14 protein-coding genes are annotated in these 13,864 nt (G+C 66.6%); 11 read left to right on the forward strand and 3 right to left on the reverse strand.

Annotation, left to right across the window (positions count from 1 at the left end):
• Positions 1–225: 225 nt before the first annotated feature.
• Positions 226–1,545 (reverse strand): MFS transporter, encoded by a 1,320-nt coding sequence (locus tag MNO14_RS09165; RefSeq protein ID WP_241943456.1) that lies wholly within the window; start codon positions 1,543–1,545, stop codon positions 226–228.
• A 179-nt stretch (positions 1,546–1,724) separates the two neighbouring features.
• Between MNO14_RS09165 and cyoA the strand changes: the two genes are divergently transcribed.
• The 6 genes from cyoA (at position 1,725) to MNO14_RS09195 (ending at position 7,408) form a co-directional block, all read left to right on the forward strand.
• Complete coding sequence (cyoA, locus tag MNO14_RS09170; RefSeq protein WP_241943457.1) at positions 1,725–2,927, forward strand: ubiquinol oxidase subunit II; 1,203 nt, start codon at positions 1,725–1,727, stop codon at positions 2,925–2,927.
• A gap of 42 nt (positions 2,928–2,969) precedes the next feature.
• Positions 2,970–4,982 carry a cytochrome o ubiquinol oxidase subunit I gene (gene cyoB / locus MNO14_RS09175; RefSeq protein ID WP_241943458.1) on the forward strand — a complete coding sequence of 671 codons (2,013 nt, stop codon included), beginning with the start codon at positions 2,970–2,972 and terminating at the stop codon, positions 4,980–4,982.
• Between the two features lies 1 nt (position 4,983).
• Complete coding sequence (cyoC, locus tag MNO14_RS09180) at positions 4,984–5,634, forward strand: cytochrome o ubiquinol oxidase subunit III (protein ID WP_241943459.1); 651 nt, start codon at positions 4,984–4,986, stop codon at positions 5,632–5,634.
• Positions 5,631–6,014: a cytochrome o ubiquinol oxidase subunit IV gene (gene cyoD, locus MNO14_RS09185; protein ID WP_183425440.1), complete on the forward strand. Its 384-nt coding sequence runs from the start codon at positions 5,631–5,633 to the stop codon at positions 6,012–6,014. The genes cyoC and cyoD overlap by 4 nt, the downstream gene beginning before the upstream one ends.
• 19 nt (positions 6,015–6,033) lie before the next feature.
• Complete coding sequence (locus MNO14_RS09190) at positions 6,034–6,786, forward strand: SURF1 family protein (RefSeq protein WP_241943460.1); 753 nt, start codon at positions 6,034–6,036, stop codon at positions 6,784–6,786.
• An 85-nt stretch (positions 6,787–6,871) separates the two neighbouring features.
• Complete coding sequence (locus MNO14_RS09195) at positions 6,872–7,408, forward strand: hypothetical protein (RefSeq protein ID WP_241943461.1); 537 nt, start codon at positions 6,872–6,874, stop codon at positions 7,406–7,408.
• Positions 7,409–7,456: 48 nt separating this feature from the next.
• Here the strand turns inward: MNO14_RS09195 and cfa are convergent, their stop codons facing one another.
• On the reverse strand, positions 7,457–8,575 hold the full coding sequence (gene cfa / locus MNO14_RS09200; RefSeq protein WP_241943462.1) for a cyclopropane fatty acyl phospholipid synthase: 1,119 nt from the start codon (positions 8,573–8,575) through the stop codon (positions 7,457–7,459).
• Positions 8,576–9,037: 462 nt separating this feature from the next.
• Positions 9,038–9,388, reverse strand: coding sequence for an iron-sulfur cluster assembly accessory protein (locus MNO14_RS09205; RefSeq protein ID WP_241943463.1), 351 nt, complete (start codon positions 9,386–9,388; stop codon positions 9,038–9,040).
• Between the two features lie 114 nt (positions 9,389–9,502).
• On the opposite strand from MNO14_RS09205, the gene asnS reads away from it, so the two are divergent.
• The 5 genes from asnS to MNO14_RS09230 all read left to right on the forward strand — a co-directional run bounded on the left by asnS (position 9,503) and on the right by MNO14_RS09230 (position 13,809).
• Entirely contained in the window at positions 9,503–10,900 is a 1,398-nt protein-coding gene (asnS, locus tag MNO14_RS09210; protein WP_241943464.1) for an asparagine--tRNA ligase, read from the forward strand.
• 488 nt (positions 10,901–11,388) lie between these two features.
• Positions 11,389–11,691: a hypothetical protein gene (locus MNO14_RS09215; RefSeq protein WP_241943465.1), complete on the forward strand. Its 303-nt coding sequence runs from the start codon at positions 11,389–11,391 to the stop codon at positions 11,689–11,691.
• Between the two features lie 20 nt (positions 11,692–11,711).
• Entirely contained in the window at positions 11,712–12,011 is a 300-nt protein-coding gene (locus MNO14_RS09220; protein ID WP_241943466.1) for a hypothetical protein, read from the forward strand.
• A 123-nt stretch (positions 12,012–12,134) separates the two neighbouring features.
• On the forward strand, positions 12,135–12,920 hold the full coding sequence (locus MNO14_RS09225; RefSeq protein ID WP_241943467.1) for an SDR family oxidoreductase: 786 nt from the start codon (positions 12,135–12,137) through the stop codon (positions 12,918–12,920).
• 79 nt (positions 12,921–12,999) lie between these two features.
• Positions 13,000–13,809, forward strand: a complete 810-nt coding sequence (locus tag MNO14_RS09230) for a DNA-formamidopyrimidine glycosylase family protein (protein WP_241943468.1) — start codon at positions 13,000–13,002, stop codon at positions 13,807–13,809.
• Positions 13,810–13,864: the final 55 nt, after the last annotated feature.

Below are 13,864 nucleotides of genomic sequence, written 5' to 3' on the forward strand. Positions count from 1 at the left end.
GGTGCGACACTCGGTCGCAGCCCTGTCGCAGGCAGGCATGGTGAAATGGACCCCCGGCCACCGCGACAACGGAGCGCACCCCAGCGGACGCGCCCGAGTCGAGCCGCAGGCCCCTCCCCCGCCTCTCAATGCCCGGATGTTTCGGGCCCGGACGACCGCATCGTGCAGACCACCGCCCATCGCCGACATGACCGCGCGCCCCGCAGGGCGCACGGTCCGTGGCGGTCAGCGGACGGTTTCCAGTGTCCGGCTGAAGCCCAGCGCGACCAGCGTCACGACCGCGCCCGAGAGCAGGTAATAGCCCACGTACTCCAGCCCGAAGCGGCTGCACACGCCCAGCGCGACCAGCGGCGCGAAGCCCGCGCCCAGCAGCCAGGCGATGTCGGACGTGACCGCCGCACCGGTGTAGCGGTAGATGCTCTCGAAACGCGAAGCGATCGCATTGCTCGCCTGCCCCAGCGACAGCCCCAGCAGCGCGAAGCCCACGACGACGTATGTCGTGCGGCCGGCGGTCGTGTCGTCGCCCAGCAGATCGGACGCGAAGAAGCTGAAGATCGCGATCAGCACCGCCGCGATCGCCAGTTGCCCGCGGCGGCCGACACGGTCGGCCAGCAGGCCCGACAGCACGATGCCCACCCCACCGACCACCGCGCCCATCAGCAGGCTCTCAAGGAAATCGCCGGCGTCGTGATCGGTGTACAGCGTGGCCCAGCTGAGCGGGAAGATCGTCACCAGATGGAACATCGCATAGCTGGCCAGCGGGATCAGCGCACCGAGCAGCACCTGGCGCGGATGCGTGCGGATGGTCTCGCCGATCCGACGAGGCTGCAGTTCCTGCTGCCGGAACAACTGCACGAATTCCGGCGTGACCACCAGGCGCAGCCGCGCGAACAGCGCGACGACGTTCAGCGCCAGCGCCACGAAGAACGGGAAGCGCCAGCCCCAGGCCATGAAGTCCTCATGGCCCAGGAATCGGATGAACACCAGGAACATGCCCGCCGCGAGCATGAAGCCGAACGTCGCACCCAGCTGCGGCACCATGGCGTACCAGCCGCGGCGTTCGCTCGGCGCGCTGAGCGACAGCAGCGACGGCAGCCCGTCCCAGGCGCCGCCCCAGCCCAGGCCCTGGCCGAAGCGGAAGACCGCCAGCAGCACCGGCGCCAGCAGGCCGGCCTGGGCGTAGCTGGGCAGAAACGCGATCGCCATGGTCGAGCCGCACAGCAGGAACAGCGCCACGATCAGCTTCGCGGCCCGGCCGAAGTTGCGGTCGATGGCCATGAACACCGCCGAGCCGATCGGCCGGGCAATGAACGCCAGCGAGAAGATCGCGAACGACTTGAGCGTGGCCTGCACCGGGTCGCTGTCGGGAAAGAACAAGTAAGGGAAGACCATCACCGACGCGATGCCGTAAACGAAGAAGTCGAAGAACTCCGACGTTCGGCCCATCACGACCGGGAAGGCGATCTTTCCTGGCGAGATGTCCAGGTCGTCGGTTTCCGGCGCGTCGTCCAGCCCGGTGGTGGCTTGCTGTGCGGTTCCGCTCATCTGCGCGCTGTCTCCGGTCGTAATGGGGGATAATGCACCGCATTGTGAACCCCAAACGGGCCCACCACGCAAGGTGCGCAGCAGCACGCGCCCGCGCCCTGCCCTGATTCCACGCTAGCCGCCCAGACGTGGCGCTTCCGTCAAGCCGTTTTCCTTTATCAGTCGTCGATCTCCCGCCAATGAAATCCTTCCTCCGATTCTCGGTCCTGTTCGGGACTGCCCTGCTGCTGTCCGGCTGCGACTGGGTGCTCATGCGGCCGTCCGGCGACATCGCCGTGCAGCAGCGCGACCTGATCCTGCTGTCCACCGGCCTGATGCTGCTGGTCATCGTCCCGGTGATCTTCCTAACGTTCTTCTTCGCCTGGAAGTACCGCGCGTCGAACAAGGACGCCGAGTACGCGCCGGATTGGCACCACTCCACACGCCTGGAGCTGATCATCTGGTCGGCACCACTGGCGATCATCCTGGTACTGGGCACGGTGACCTGGATTGCCACCCACAAACTCGACCCCTATCGCCCGCTCGACCGGATCGACACGAACACGCCGATCGCCGAGGGCGTCGAGCCGCTGGTGGTCGAAGTGGTCGCGCTCGACTGGAAATGGCTGTTTCTCTATCCCGAGCAGGGCATCGCGACGGTCAACGAGCTCGCCGCGCCGGTGAACGTGCCGGTCGAGTTCAAGATCACCTCCGCGTCGATGATGAATTCGTTCTTCATCCCGGCGCTTGCCGGCCAGATCTACGCCATGGCCGGCATGGAGACCAAGCTCAACGCCGTGATCAACGCCGAAGGCGTCTACAAGGGCTTTTCCAGCAATTACAGCGGCGACGGCTTCTCGCACATGCACTTCGACTTCCACGGCATGAGCCAGGACGGCTTCGACGCCTGGGTGCGCAAGGTGCAGGCCGACCAGACCCCGCTGGGTCGCCAGGAGTATCTGGTGCTCGAGAAGCCGTCCGAGCGCGAGCCGGTGCGCTACTTCGGCAACGTCGACCCGGCGCTGTACGAGGCAATCCTCAACATGTGCGTGGCGCCGGGCTCGATGTGCGTCCACGAGATGATGCATATCGACCGCTCGGGCGGCGGCGGCGTCGACAGCCACGCCAACTATGCCCGCCTGCGCTACGACAACCGCCACGCAGACGAACCGGTGGCCGCGCCCGGCGCGACCTTCCCCGAGGCCGGTCGCGAGGCGCGCGGGGACGAGCCGCAGGGCCATCAGCCGCGGGCCGTCTCGCCCGGGGAGCCCACGCCGCAGCCGACACCGTCGAGCGAAGGCGCCGACGACAAGGGCGTGCAGCCGATCCCCCCGGGACAGGCGCCGCAGCAGCAAGGCGCGCCCGGCAAGCCGGACGACGACGGCGGCCCCTCGGGCCGCTGATCCCGGATCGCATCACCGAATTCAGTACGAGGCAGGAACCCCATGTCCGCACCCCAGGACCAGCTCAACTCACCGTGGCTCGGGCGTCTTTCGCTCGAGTCCCTGGCCTTCCTTCACGACCCGATCCTCGCGGCGACCTTCATCGGCACTGCGCTCGGCGGCATCGCGCTGCTCGTGCTCGTCACCCGATACCGCCTCTGGGGCTACCTGTGGAAGGAGTGGTTCACCAGCATCGACCACAAGAAGATCGGGATCATGTACTGCATCCTGGCGCTGGTGATGCTGCTGCGCGGCTTCTCCGACGCAGTGCTGATGCGCGCCCACCAGGCCTTGGCCTCGGGTGGCGGCGAGGGCTTCCTGCCCCCGCACCACTACGATCAGATCTTCACCGCGCACGGGGTGATCATGATCTTCTTCGTGGCGATGCCGCTGGTGACCGGCCTGATGAACTACATCGTGCCGCTGCAGATCGGCGCGCGCGATGTCTCGTTCCCGTTCCTCAACAACTTCAGCTTCTGGATGACCGCCGCCGGTGCGGTGCTGATCATGCTGTCGTTGTTCGTCGGTGAGTTCGCGCGGACCGGCTGGCTGGCCTACCCGCCGTTGTCGGGCGCCGACTACAGTCCAGGCGTCGGCATGGACTATTACCTATGGGGGCTCCAGGTCGCGGGTGTCGGCACGACGTTGTCGGGCATCAACCTGATCGTGACGATCGTCAAGATGCGCGCGCCGGGCATGAAGTACATGCGCATGCCGATCTTCACCTGGACCTCGCTGTGCACCAACATCCTGATCGTGGCGTCGTTCCCGATCCTGACCGCGACGCTGGCGCTGCTGACGATGGACCGCTACGTCGGCACCAACTTCTTCACCAACGACTTGGGCGGCAGCCCGATGATGTACGTGAACCTGATCTGGATCTGGGGCCATCCGGAGGTCTACATCCTGGTGCTGCCGGCATTCGGCATCTTCTCCGAGATCGTCTCGACGTACTGCGGCAAGCGGCTGTTCGGCTACACCTCGATGGTCTACGCGACCGCGGTGATCACGATCCTGTCGTACCTGGTGTGGCTGCACCACTTCTTCACGATGGGCTCGGGCGCAAGCGTCAACGCGTTCTTCGGCATCACCACGATGATCATCTCGATCCCGACGGGCGCGAAGATCTTCAATTGGCTGTTCACGATGTACAAGGGACGGATCCGCTTCGATGTCCCGATGCTGTGGACGATCGGCTTCATGTTCACCTTCGTCATCGGTGGCATGACCGGTGTGCTGCTCGCGGTGCCGCCGGCCGACTTCGTGCTGCACAACAGCCTGTTCCTGATCGCCCACTTCCATAACACCATCATCGGCGGCGTGGTCTTCGGCCTGTTCGCCGGCATGGTGTACTGGTTCCCGAAGGCGTTCGGCTTCAAGCTCGACGAGTTCTGGGGCAAGGTGTCGTTCTGGTGCTGGCTGACCGGCTTCTGGGTCGCGTTCACCCCGCTCTACATCATGGGCCTGATGGGCGTGACTCGCCGTCTGAGCCAGTTCGAGGACACCTCGCTGCACCTGTTCTTCGTGGTCGCGGCGATCGGCGCGGCGCTGGTCGCGGCCGGCATCGGCGCGTTCATCATGTCGATCGTCCAGGCTGTGCGGAAGCGCAAGGCGCTGCGCGACGTCACCGGCGATCCCTGGGACGGCCGGACGCTGGAGTGGTCGACCTCGTCGCCGCCGCCGGCCTACAACTTCGCCTTTACGCCGGTCGTCCATGAGATCGACGCCTGGGCGGACATGAAGCGCCACGGCTACAAGCGTCCGCTGGCCGGTTTCGTGCCGATCCACATGCCGCGCAATACCGGTGCGGGCGTGGTGCTTTCGGCGATCAGCGTCGCCCTGGCCTTCGGTCTGATCTGGCACATCTGGTGGCTGGCGGGCGTGTCGTTCGTGGCCCTGGTGGTCGCGGCGATCGCGCACACCTTCAACTACGACCGCGAGTACTACATCCCCGCCCAGGATGTGATCGACACCGAGGAACAACGCACGCGCGATCTCGCGCAGCAGGCGCTCTGACATGGCACATAGCATTCAATCCACATCCGGCGATACCGCCCGCGTCTACCACGTGATCGAAGACCCGCATGCCCATGACGGGCATGAGCATCACCCCGAGACCGGGACCAACCTCGGCTTCTGGATCTACCTGATGAGCGACTGCCTCATCTTCGCGATCCTGTTCGCCATTTACGCCGTGCTCGGCCGCAACTACGCGGCCGGCCCGTCGCCGGCCGACCTGTTCGATCTGAAGCTGATCCTGGTCGCGACGTTCATGCTGCTGTTCTCGTCGATCACCTACGGGTTCGCGATGCTGAACTCGTACAAGCAGAACATCCGCGGCACGATCGGCTGGCTGCTGGTGACCGGCCTGTTCGGCCTGGCATTCCTGGGTATCGAGCTCTACGAGTTCCACCATCTCGCCCACCTGGGCGCGACCCCGCAGCGCAGCGCGTTCCTGTCGTCATTCTTCACGCTGGTCGGCACACACGGCCTGCACGTGACGTTCGGCCTGATCTGGCTGGTGACCCTGGTGTTCCAGCTGCGCAAGCATGGGCTCAACGCCGCCAACCACCGCCGCCTGATGTGCCTGTCGATGTTCTGGCACTTCCTGGATGTGATCTGGATCGGCGTGTTCTCGTATGTGTATCTGATGGGAGTCGTGGGATGAGCACCGAAACCAACCACCACCCCGCCCACGAGGCGGCGCACGATGCGCACGGCCACGGCAGCATGCGCGACTATGTGATCGGCTTCGTGCTGTCGGTGATCCTCACCGTCATTCCGTTCTGGCTGGTCATGGGCGAAGTGATCGAGAGCCGCGTCTGGACGGTGGCGCTGATCATGGTGTTCGGCGCCATCCAGATCGTCGTGCACATGATCTACTTCCTGCACATGAACCGGAAATCGGAGGGCGGCTGGATTCTGATGTCGCTGCTGTTCACCGGCATCATCATCGTCATCGCGCTCGTCGGCTCGTTGTGGGTCATGTATCACCTCAACTACAACATGATGCCGATGTCGCCCGAGCAGATGCGCGTCGCGCCCTGACCACCTCCGACGCTCCGTCATGACTGCGCAACGCGCCCCGCAACGCCCGGCCCGACGCTGGGCGTTACTGGTGTTCCTGATCGCGGCCACTGCCGGCTTCATCGCGCTGGGCCTGTGGCAGGTCGAACGCTTGGGCTGGAAGCGCGGGCTGATCGCCCGGGTCGAGGCGCGGATCCATGCGGACCCTGTTGCCTTGCCGGCCGCGGCCGACTGGGCCGACCTCGATCCGGCCGATGCAGAGTACCGGCGGGTCACCGCCCGCGGGCGGCTGCTGCACGACCAGGAAGTCGCGGTCTACGCCTCCACCGAGCGCGGGCCGGGCTACTGGATCATGACCCCGATGGCGACCGCGGACGGGACGGTGTGGATCAACCGCGGCTACGTCGACACTGCGCATCGCCGGCGCGACAGCCGCGCCCGGGTGGACGCCGCAGATGTCGTCGAAGTGACCGGCCTACTGCGCCAGCCCGACCGCGCCGGCCTGTTCGTGCGCGCCAACGTGCCCGCCGAAGACCGCTGGTATGCGCGCATGCCAGCGGAGATGACCGCCGCGCGACGCGTCGCGGCGCCGGTGGCGCCGTTCTTCATCGACGCCCAGACCTCGATCGACGGCGCCAATTGGCCGGTGCCCGGACTGACGATCGTGCAGTTCCGCGACAACCACCTCAGCTATGCGCTGACCTGGTTCGGCATGGCGCTGCTGACGCTTCTGGCGATCGGTTTCGTTTGGCGCAACGAGTTCCGGCGCGGCGCGCCCGACACGGCCGCATAGCGGCACGGCTGCGACCCACCCGTCCGTCCCGACGGCCAAGGCCGCCGGTTCGATGCCGTCAGGTCTTGCCCGGATGATGTACCCCATGGCATCGACCTTCCAGGAAACATTCGGTCATCGATTCGGGCCTATGGGATCGTGCCCGTTGGACGGACACGGCCTTCGTGACCGGTCCGATCGGCATGCCGCCCGTGCTCGCGCTGACGTTCGGGCATCACGACGCGGCGCGATCCACATCGGCATCGTGCAAGGCATTCGCGATGCCGCCCCGGCGCACTATCGCCTGGTTCTGACATCGCTGCCACCGAGCGATGAGGAAAGATCCGTCGGAGGGGCCGTCGTCGTCGCGACCCGCTCGAAAGTCATGGAGTCGGAGACAGACCAGAACCTCTCCCGCTTCCTGTCCGCCTATCAACGGGAGGGGCGCTACCTACTCATTCCGGCGATCTTGCGCGACGCCAAGGCCCCCAACTTCCTGATGGATCTTGGCATTCTCAAGCGGGAATTGAGCATTGGGATGGGAAAGGACCTCCATCCGGACGATCTCAAATCCGCACTGTTGCGGCACCCATCGCCCTCAATCGACAGCGCAGACTCTGCAAGCGATGGCCCGGGGCGATAGCGCAACGTCCGCAGATCGCCGCCATGGCACCGGCCCCGGCCAACTCCATCAACGCGGCGCGACGTAGCCCCCAAGCACGCCACTGGGCGATAGCACCAGCTGCCAAAGCTGGATCAGCCGCGCGCGGAAGCTCGCCATCGACCCGGCGAGGTAGTAGCGCCACATGCGCCGGAAGCGCTCGTCGTAGCGTTCCGACAGCAACGGCCACGCCGCCTCGACGTTGTCGCGCCAGACCTGCAACGTGCGGTCGTAGTCCGCGCCGAAGTTGTGCCAGTCCTCGATCACGAAGCGGCCTTCGAGCGCGCGCGTCAGCTGCGCCGCCGAGGGCAGCATCGAGTTCGGGAAGATGTACTTCGCAATCCACGGATCGGTGTGCGTGCGGCTGGTATTGCCGCCGATGCTGTGCAGCAGGAACAAGCCGTCGTCCGCAAGGCAGCGGCGCGCGACGTCAAAATAGGTTTCGTAGTTCTTCACCCCGACGTGCTCGAACATACCGATCGACACGATGCGGTCGAACCGCTCGCCCAGTTCGCGATAGTCCTGCACGCGGATCTCGACCGGCAGCCCGTCGCACAGGAGGCTGGCGAACGCGGCCTGTTCGCGCGAGATGGTGATGCCGACGCCCGACGCACCGTAGCGCTCGGCCGCGAACTTCAGCATCTCGCCCCAGCCGCAGCCGATGTCGAGCAGGCGCATGCCCGGGCGCAGGCCGAGCTTACGGCAGCACAGATCGAGTTTCGCTTCCTGCGCGGCGTCCAGGTCGCCCGAATCACGCCAGTAGCCGCAGCTGTAGACCAGCCGCCTGCCGAGCATCGCGGCGTAGAGGTCGTTGCCGATGTCGTAATGACGCTCGCCGACGGCGTAGCTGCGCTGCCCACGCTGCAGGTTGAACAGGCGCGCCAGCACCGCGATGCGCAGGTCGGCGAAGCCGTGCACCTTGCGGTCGATCCCGGCGTCGAGCAGGCGAAACAGCAGTCCGTCGAGCGAGCCGGCGTCCCACCAGCCATCCATGTACGCCTCGCCCAGTGCCAGCGAGCCGCCTAACAGCACGCGCGCGGGCAGCCGGTCGTCGCAGACTTGCATGTCCCAGGCGCGATCGCCGTCGACGCGGACGTCCGCGTCCGAGAGCAGTTGCTCGAGCCGAGAGTGGAAACGATCGTCGCGCATGCCCCGGTTTCGCGCCGCCGGAGGCCAGGTTCCGGCATCTCGGGTCCAGTCTACTCCACGGCCGGAGAAGCGGAGAACAGAGTCCGCCACTTCGCGTCCAAGACCATCACGAGCGCCCCCGGAAGCCCGGAGCCTGAGCAGGCGCGGCGTCCGATGGGGCAAGATGAAGTCATCATGCCCCGTCAAGGCATGAAGCTCGCGAAACAACTTCATCACTTAAGGAGCGAGCGAGACGATATGTTCCCTATGACCTTTCATCCGCCCAGCGAAAATCGTCCACAACCGCACCGGTCACCAGTGGCGTCCAGGAATCCGTCCTCGAACTCCGACCAAGTCGCTTGGCGCAGCTCGCCACTGCGAACGAAGGTCAGCAGGATGAGATGACCAGACGCGAGACGTCAGGAGCCTTCCTGACACCCAATGACAAGAAAAGCCATTAATATTCAATAAATTACAGAATGACTAGGACTCAGTGTCACGATGTGAATCGTCCACGGTAAAGCTCTCGCCGCAGCCGCACTCGGCGGCCGCATTGGGGTTGCGGAACACGAACTCCTGGTTCAGTCCCTTCTGCGCGAAGTCGATCTCGGTCCCGTCGACCATCGGCTGGCTTTGCGCATCGACGTAGATCCGCACGCCGTCCTGCTCGGAAATCGCATCACCGGGCCGTTCCTCATGCGCCAGGTCGACGACGTAGCCCCAACCCGAACAGCCGGTCCTGGTCACGCCGAAGCGCAACCCCAGCGCATCGGGGCTGGCGGCGAGGAAACGGCGGGCCCGTTCGAGGGCGGCGGGAGCGAGTGCGATGGCCATGGAACGAGTGTACTCCTGCGGTCGACAGCGGCAGCTGAGCGGGCATCCGCGGCGTGGCGGCGGCACGGTAGACTGTGCAGCCATTCATCGGTGCGGATTCCCGGGATTCAAGGCATGACCACGACCAGCGTCCAACAGGCCCTCGCCGGCCATCTTCCCGAAGGCGGCGACGTCACCGTCCGTGGCTGGGTCCGCACCCGCCGCGATTCCAAGGCGGGCCTGAGCTTCGTCAACGTCAGCGACGGCTCGTGCTTTGCGCCGATCCAGGTCGTGGCGCCGCAGACGCTGGCCAACTACGAGTCGGAGATCCGGCGGCTGACCGCCGGCTGTTCGGTGATCGCCACTGGCACGCTGGTCCGCTCGCAGGGCCAGGGCCAGAGCTTCGAGATCCAGGCGCGCGAGATCGAGGTTGTGGGCTGGGTCGAGGACCCGGAAACCTATCCGATCCAGCCCAAGGCGCATTCGCTGGAATTCCTGCGCGAGGTCGCGCACCTGCGCCCGCGCACCAACCTGTTCGGCGCGGTCACCCGCATCCGCCACTGCCTGGCGCAGGCGGCGCATCGCTACTTCCACCAGAACGGCTACTACTGGATCAACACCCCCATCGTGACCACGTCCGATGCCGAGGGCGCGGGCCAGATGTTCCGGATCTCGACGCTGGATCTGGCCAACCTGCCGTTGCGCGACGGCAAGGTCGACTTCTCGCGCGACTTCTTCGGTAAGGAGGCGTTCCTGACTGTGTCGGGCCAGCTCAACGTCGAGGCGTTCTGCCTGGCGATGAGCAAGGTCTACACCTTCGGCCCGACGTTCCGCGCCGAGAACAGCCACACCACCCGCCATCTGGCCGAGTTCTGGATGATCGAGCCGGAGATCGCGTTCGCCGATCTGGCCGAGGATGCGCGCGTGGCCGAGGACTTCTTGAAGTTCCTGTTCCGTGCGGTGCTCGATGAGCGCGCCGACGATATGGCGTTCATCGCCGAGCGCGTGCAGAAGGACGCGGTCACACGCCTGGAAAAGTTCATCAATGCGCCGTTCGAGCGCATCGAGTACACCGAGGCGGTGGAGTTGTTGCGCAAGTCCGGGCAGAAGTTCGAGTTCCCGGTCGAATGGGGTCTGGACCTGCAGACCGAGCACGAGCGCTGGCTCACCGAGCAGCACGTCGGCCGGCCGGTCGTGGTGACCAACTACCCCGAGCACATCAAGGCGTTCTACATGCGCCTCAACGACGACGGCACGACCGTCGCGGCGATGGACGTGCTGGCGCCGGGCATCGGCGAGATCATCGGCGGCGCGCAGCGCGAGGAGCGGCTCGACGTGCTCGACGCGCGCATGGACCAGTTCGGTCTTGACCGCGAACACTACGGCTGGTACCGCGACTTCCGCCGCTACGGCACCGTCCCCCATGCCGGCTTCGGCCTGGGCTTCGAACGCCTGATCGTCTACGTCTGCGGCCTGTCCAACATCCGTGACGCGATCCCCTACCCCCGCGCACCGGGGCAGGCGGAGTACTGAGTACGGAGATCGAAGAGGCGTAGACCGTGCGTCTCAAGTCAATACCGGCCTCAGCACTCATTGAAGAGTGCTGAGGCCGCGCAACGCGTTGCCTTACTCGTCGACGCAACGCTCATTGCGCCAGCGACACGCCATGTTCAAGAGGCAAGACTGGCGATCGCGAATCCGCATGCAACTCATCTCTTGATCACTGGCGACGTCTGCAAGCAACTTGACGGGAGCCGCAAGCGAGGGCGAAACCAGCGCGACGGCCTCTGGCGCATTGCGGTCTTCGGTCGCGAGGCTGGAAGCCTGGACAGACGCAACCGTCAAGCCGGCGACAAGACACATCAGTGCGCCGGCCCATAATCTGATCCTCATACATCCTCCTTGAATGGTGTCCGAGGGTCATCCCTCCCATGCGACGCTAGTGCCGTGCGCGCGTCAAGGTCAAGCGCGATCTCCACGAACACATTATCCTTTCGCTGTGTCCACGTGCCGGAAGCGTCGTGATCCTCTTCCTCGCCCTGTGCTTCTTCGGCGTCGCGATCGGCGGGGTGACCGCGTTCGTGATCTTCTGGCCGCTGTCGCTGGTGCACCTGCGCGACCGCCATCCGCAGGTGCGGGCGCGGTTCGCGGAGGGCGCATTCTTGCAACCGGCTGCGCTGCGCTGGCTGCTGACCGGCGGCTACTACGAAGTCTCCGACCGCCAGTTCACCGGCTTGGCCACTCCGGCGCGGATTTCGTTGATCGTGATCCTCGGCGCACTGACCGCCTGTGCGGTGCTGTGGCTGTGGTCGATCGCCCCCTGACCTTGCAAGGACGTTTTTCGATGACCCGCGATGAGTGGTGGCTGGCGACAATCGGACGGACGGTGATCTGGGCGCGCCTGCGCGTGCTCGAGGCCGGCACCGCCGAAGTCTTTGACAGCGACGGCAATACCCTGCCCTACGACAGCGAGGACACCGCGCGCTCGATGCTGCTCGACGCCGAGTTCGTGGCCTGGGACGGTCTGGACGCCGAGGACGCGCTCGAGCGCGGTTTCGCGCCCGGCGAGATCGCCCCGCCGCGGGCCGAGGACGACACCCGGCTGCGCGACCACATGGTGCAGTCGCTGGGCGCGCGCGCCTGACCCGGCCCCGGCACGGCGGCCTCGACGTCGGACGCAAGCATCTCCGACCGTCGTTCTCGCTTGCATCCGGCGGCCACCATGGCAGCCTGTGGCCCGACCTCGTTCACTCACAGGAAGCCGCCCATGGACCTCGACCTGACCGGCCGCCACGCGCTCGTCTGCGGCGCCTCCGAAGGCATCGGACGCGCCACCGCGCATGAACTGGCGCTGCTGGGCGCCGGCGTGACGGTGCTCGCCCGGCGCGGCGAGGCGCTGCAGGCCGTGTGCGAATCGCTGCCGACGCCGGCGGGCCAGGCACACCAGGCGCTCGTCGCCGACATGGACGACCTGGAGGCCCTGCGGACCCGTCTGGAGACGCACGTCGCCACGGTTCCGGTCCAGATCCTGGTCAACAACACCGGCGGTCCGCCCGGGGGACCGGCGCATACCGCATCGGCCGACGCTTATCTGAGCGCATTCCGGCGCCATCTGCTCGCCGGGCAAGTCCTGGTCCAGACGCTGCTGCCGGGGATGCGCGCCGCCGGCTGGGGGCGGATCGTCAACGTGGTCTCGACCTCGGTGCGTGAGCCGATCATGGGCCTGGGCGTGTCCAACACCGTGCGCGGTGCGGTGGCCGGCTGGGCCAAGACGCTCTCCCGCGAACTGGCTGCGGACGGGATCACGGTCAACAACGTGCTGCCCGGTTACACGCGCACCCAGCGCATCGCGCAGATCGTGGCCGATCGCGCCGCACGCAGCGGCCAGTCCGAGGACGCGATCATCGCCGCGATGCGGGCCGCGGTGCCGGCCGGGCGTTTCGCCGAGCCCGAGGAGACCGCAGGGGTGATCGCCTTCCTCTGCTCGCCGGCCGCCGCTTACATCAACGGGGTCAGCCTGCCGGTGGACGGCGGGCGCATGGCCTCGATCTGAGCCACACAGACGCGCGCACGCGCCTTTACGCCAAGTCGGAGTCACGAGACCGCGACGCGCGGGCTGCTCCGATGCACACATGCCCGAAGGTCCGGAAACCCACGCCCTCGCCGACCGCCTATCGCAGTTGCTCGTCGACGAGACGCTGACCCGCGTGCGATTCGTCGATCCGGCGCTGCAGCGACGCCGCCGCCTGCTCGAAGGCCGCCGGGTACTGGCGGTCGAAGCCCGCGGCAAGGCACTGCTGACCGCTGTCGATGGCGGCTGGACCCTGTACACGCACAGTCACCTCTTCGGCTTCTGGCGGTTTGCCGACGCGCCCGAGGCCCTGCCCGGTGAAACCCGGCCGCGGGTGCTGCTGGTCACGGTGCGCGGCGTCGCCGCGCTCTATGCCGCGCCGTCGGTCTCGCTGTGGCGCACCGACGCGCTCGGCGAGCAGCCTTACCTCGCCAAGCTCGGCCCCGATGTGCTCGATCCGGCCGTCGACGCCAAGGCGCTGCTGGCGCACATGCGCGACCCGCGTTTCGGCAAGCGCACGCTGGCGGCGCTGCTGCTGGCGCAGGACTTCGCGGCGGGGATGGGCAACTACCTGCGCTCGGAGGTGCTGTTCCAGGCGCGGCTGTCGCCGCATCGCATCCTGCAGGATCTGACCGCCCGCGAGCGGCGGCGGCTGGCCAACGCGCTGCTCGACGTGCCCCGGCGCGCCTACCGCGCCAAGCTTGACGACGCGCTGCCACCCGGCAAGGACTACCTGGCACAGACCCGCGCGAGCTTCGGCTTCGCGGTGTTCGAGCGCGCCGGCGCACCCTGCCCGCGTGGCGACGGCACCATCGCCGAGATCCGCCTGGCCGACCGCCGGCTGTACTGGTGCCCAGGCTGCCAACATTGACCTCGATCCCGGCCTGCGACCACCGCCCCGGTCTCGGCGCGCACTCGGGTAAGCT

Origin of the sequence: Luteimonas sp. S4-F44, assembly GCF_022637415.1 — a bacterium.
Classification (GTDB): domain Bacteria; phylum Pseudomonadota; class Gammaproteobacteria; order Xanthomonadales; family Xanthomonadaceae; genus Luteimonas.

Bases quoted from the DNA above. Each gene is read 5' to 3' on its own strand.
- MNO14_RS09165 (WP_241943456.1), bottom strand. From the start codon at position 1,545: ATGAGCGGAACCGCACAGCAAGCCACCACCGGGCTGGACGACGCGCCG.
- cyoA (WP_241943457.1), top strand. From the start codon at position 1,725: ATGAAATCCTTCCTCCGATTCTCGGTCCTGTTCGGGACTGCCCTGCTG.
- cyoB (WP_241943458.1), top strand. From the start codon at position 2,970: ATGTCCGCACCCCAGGACCAGCTCAACTCACCGTGGCTCGGGCGTCTT.
- cyoC (WP_241943459.1), top strand. From the start codon at position 4,984: ATGGCACATAGCATTCAATCCACATCCGGCGATACCGCCCGCGTCTAC.
- cyoD (WP_183425440.1), top strand. From the start codon at position 5,631: ATGAGCACCGAAACCAACCACCACCCCGCCCACGAGGCGGCGCACGAT.
- MNO14_RS09190 (WP_241943460.1), top strand. From the start codon at position 6,034: ATGACTGCGCAACGCGCCCCGCAACGCCCGGCCCGACGCTGGGCGTTA.
- MNO14_RS09195 (WP_241943461.1), top strand. From the start codon at position 6,872: ATGGCATCGACCTTCCAGGAAACATTCGGTCATCGATTCGGGCCTATG.
- cfa (WP_241943462.1), bottom strand. From the start codon at position 8,575: ATGCGCGACGATCGTTTCCACTCTCGGCTCGAGCAACTGCTCTCGGAC.
- MNO14_RS09205 (WP_241943463.1), bottom strand. From the start codon at position 9,388: ATGGCCATCGCACTCGCTCCCGCCGCCCTCGAACGGGCCCGCCGTTTC.
- asnS (WP_241943464.1), top strand. From the start codon at position 9,503: ATGACCACGACCAGCGTCCAACAGGCCCTCGCCGGCCATCTTCCCGAA.
- MNO14_RS09220 (WP_241943466.1), top strand. From the start codon at position 11,712: ATGACCCGCGATGAGTGGTGGCTGGCGACAATCGGACGGACGGTGATC.
- MNO14_RS09225 (WP_241943467.1), top strand. From the start codon at position 12,135: ATGGACCTCGACCTGACCGGCCGCCACGCGCTCGTCTGCGGCGCCTCC.
- MNO14_RS09230 (WP_241943468.1), top strand. From the start codon at position 13,000: ATGCCCGAAGGTCCGGAAACCCACGCCCTCGCCGACCGCCTATCGCAG.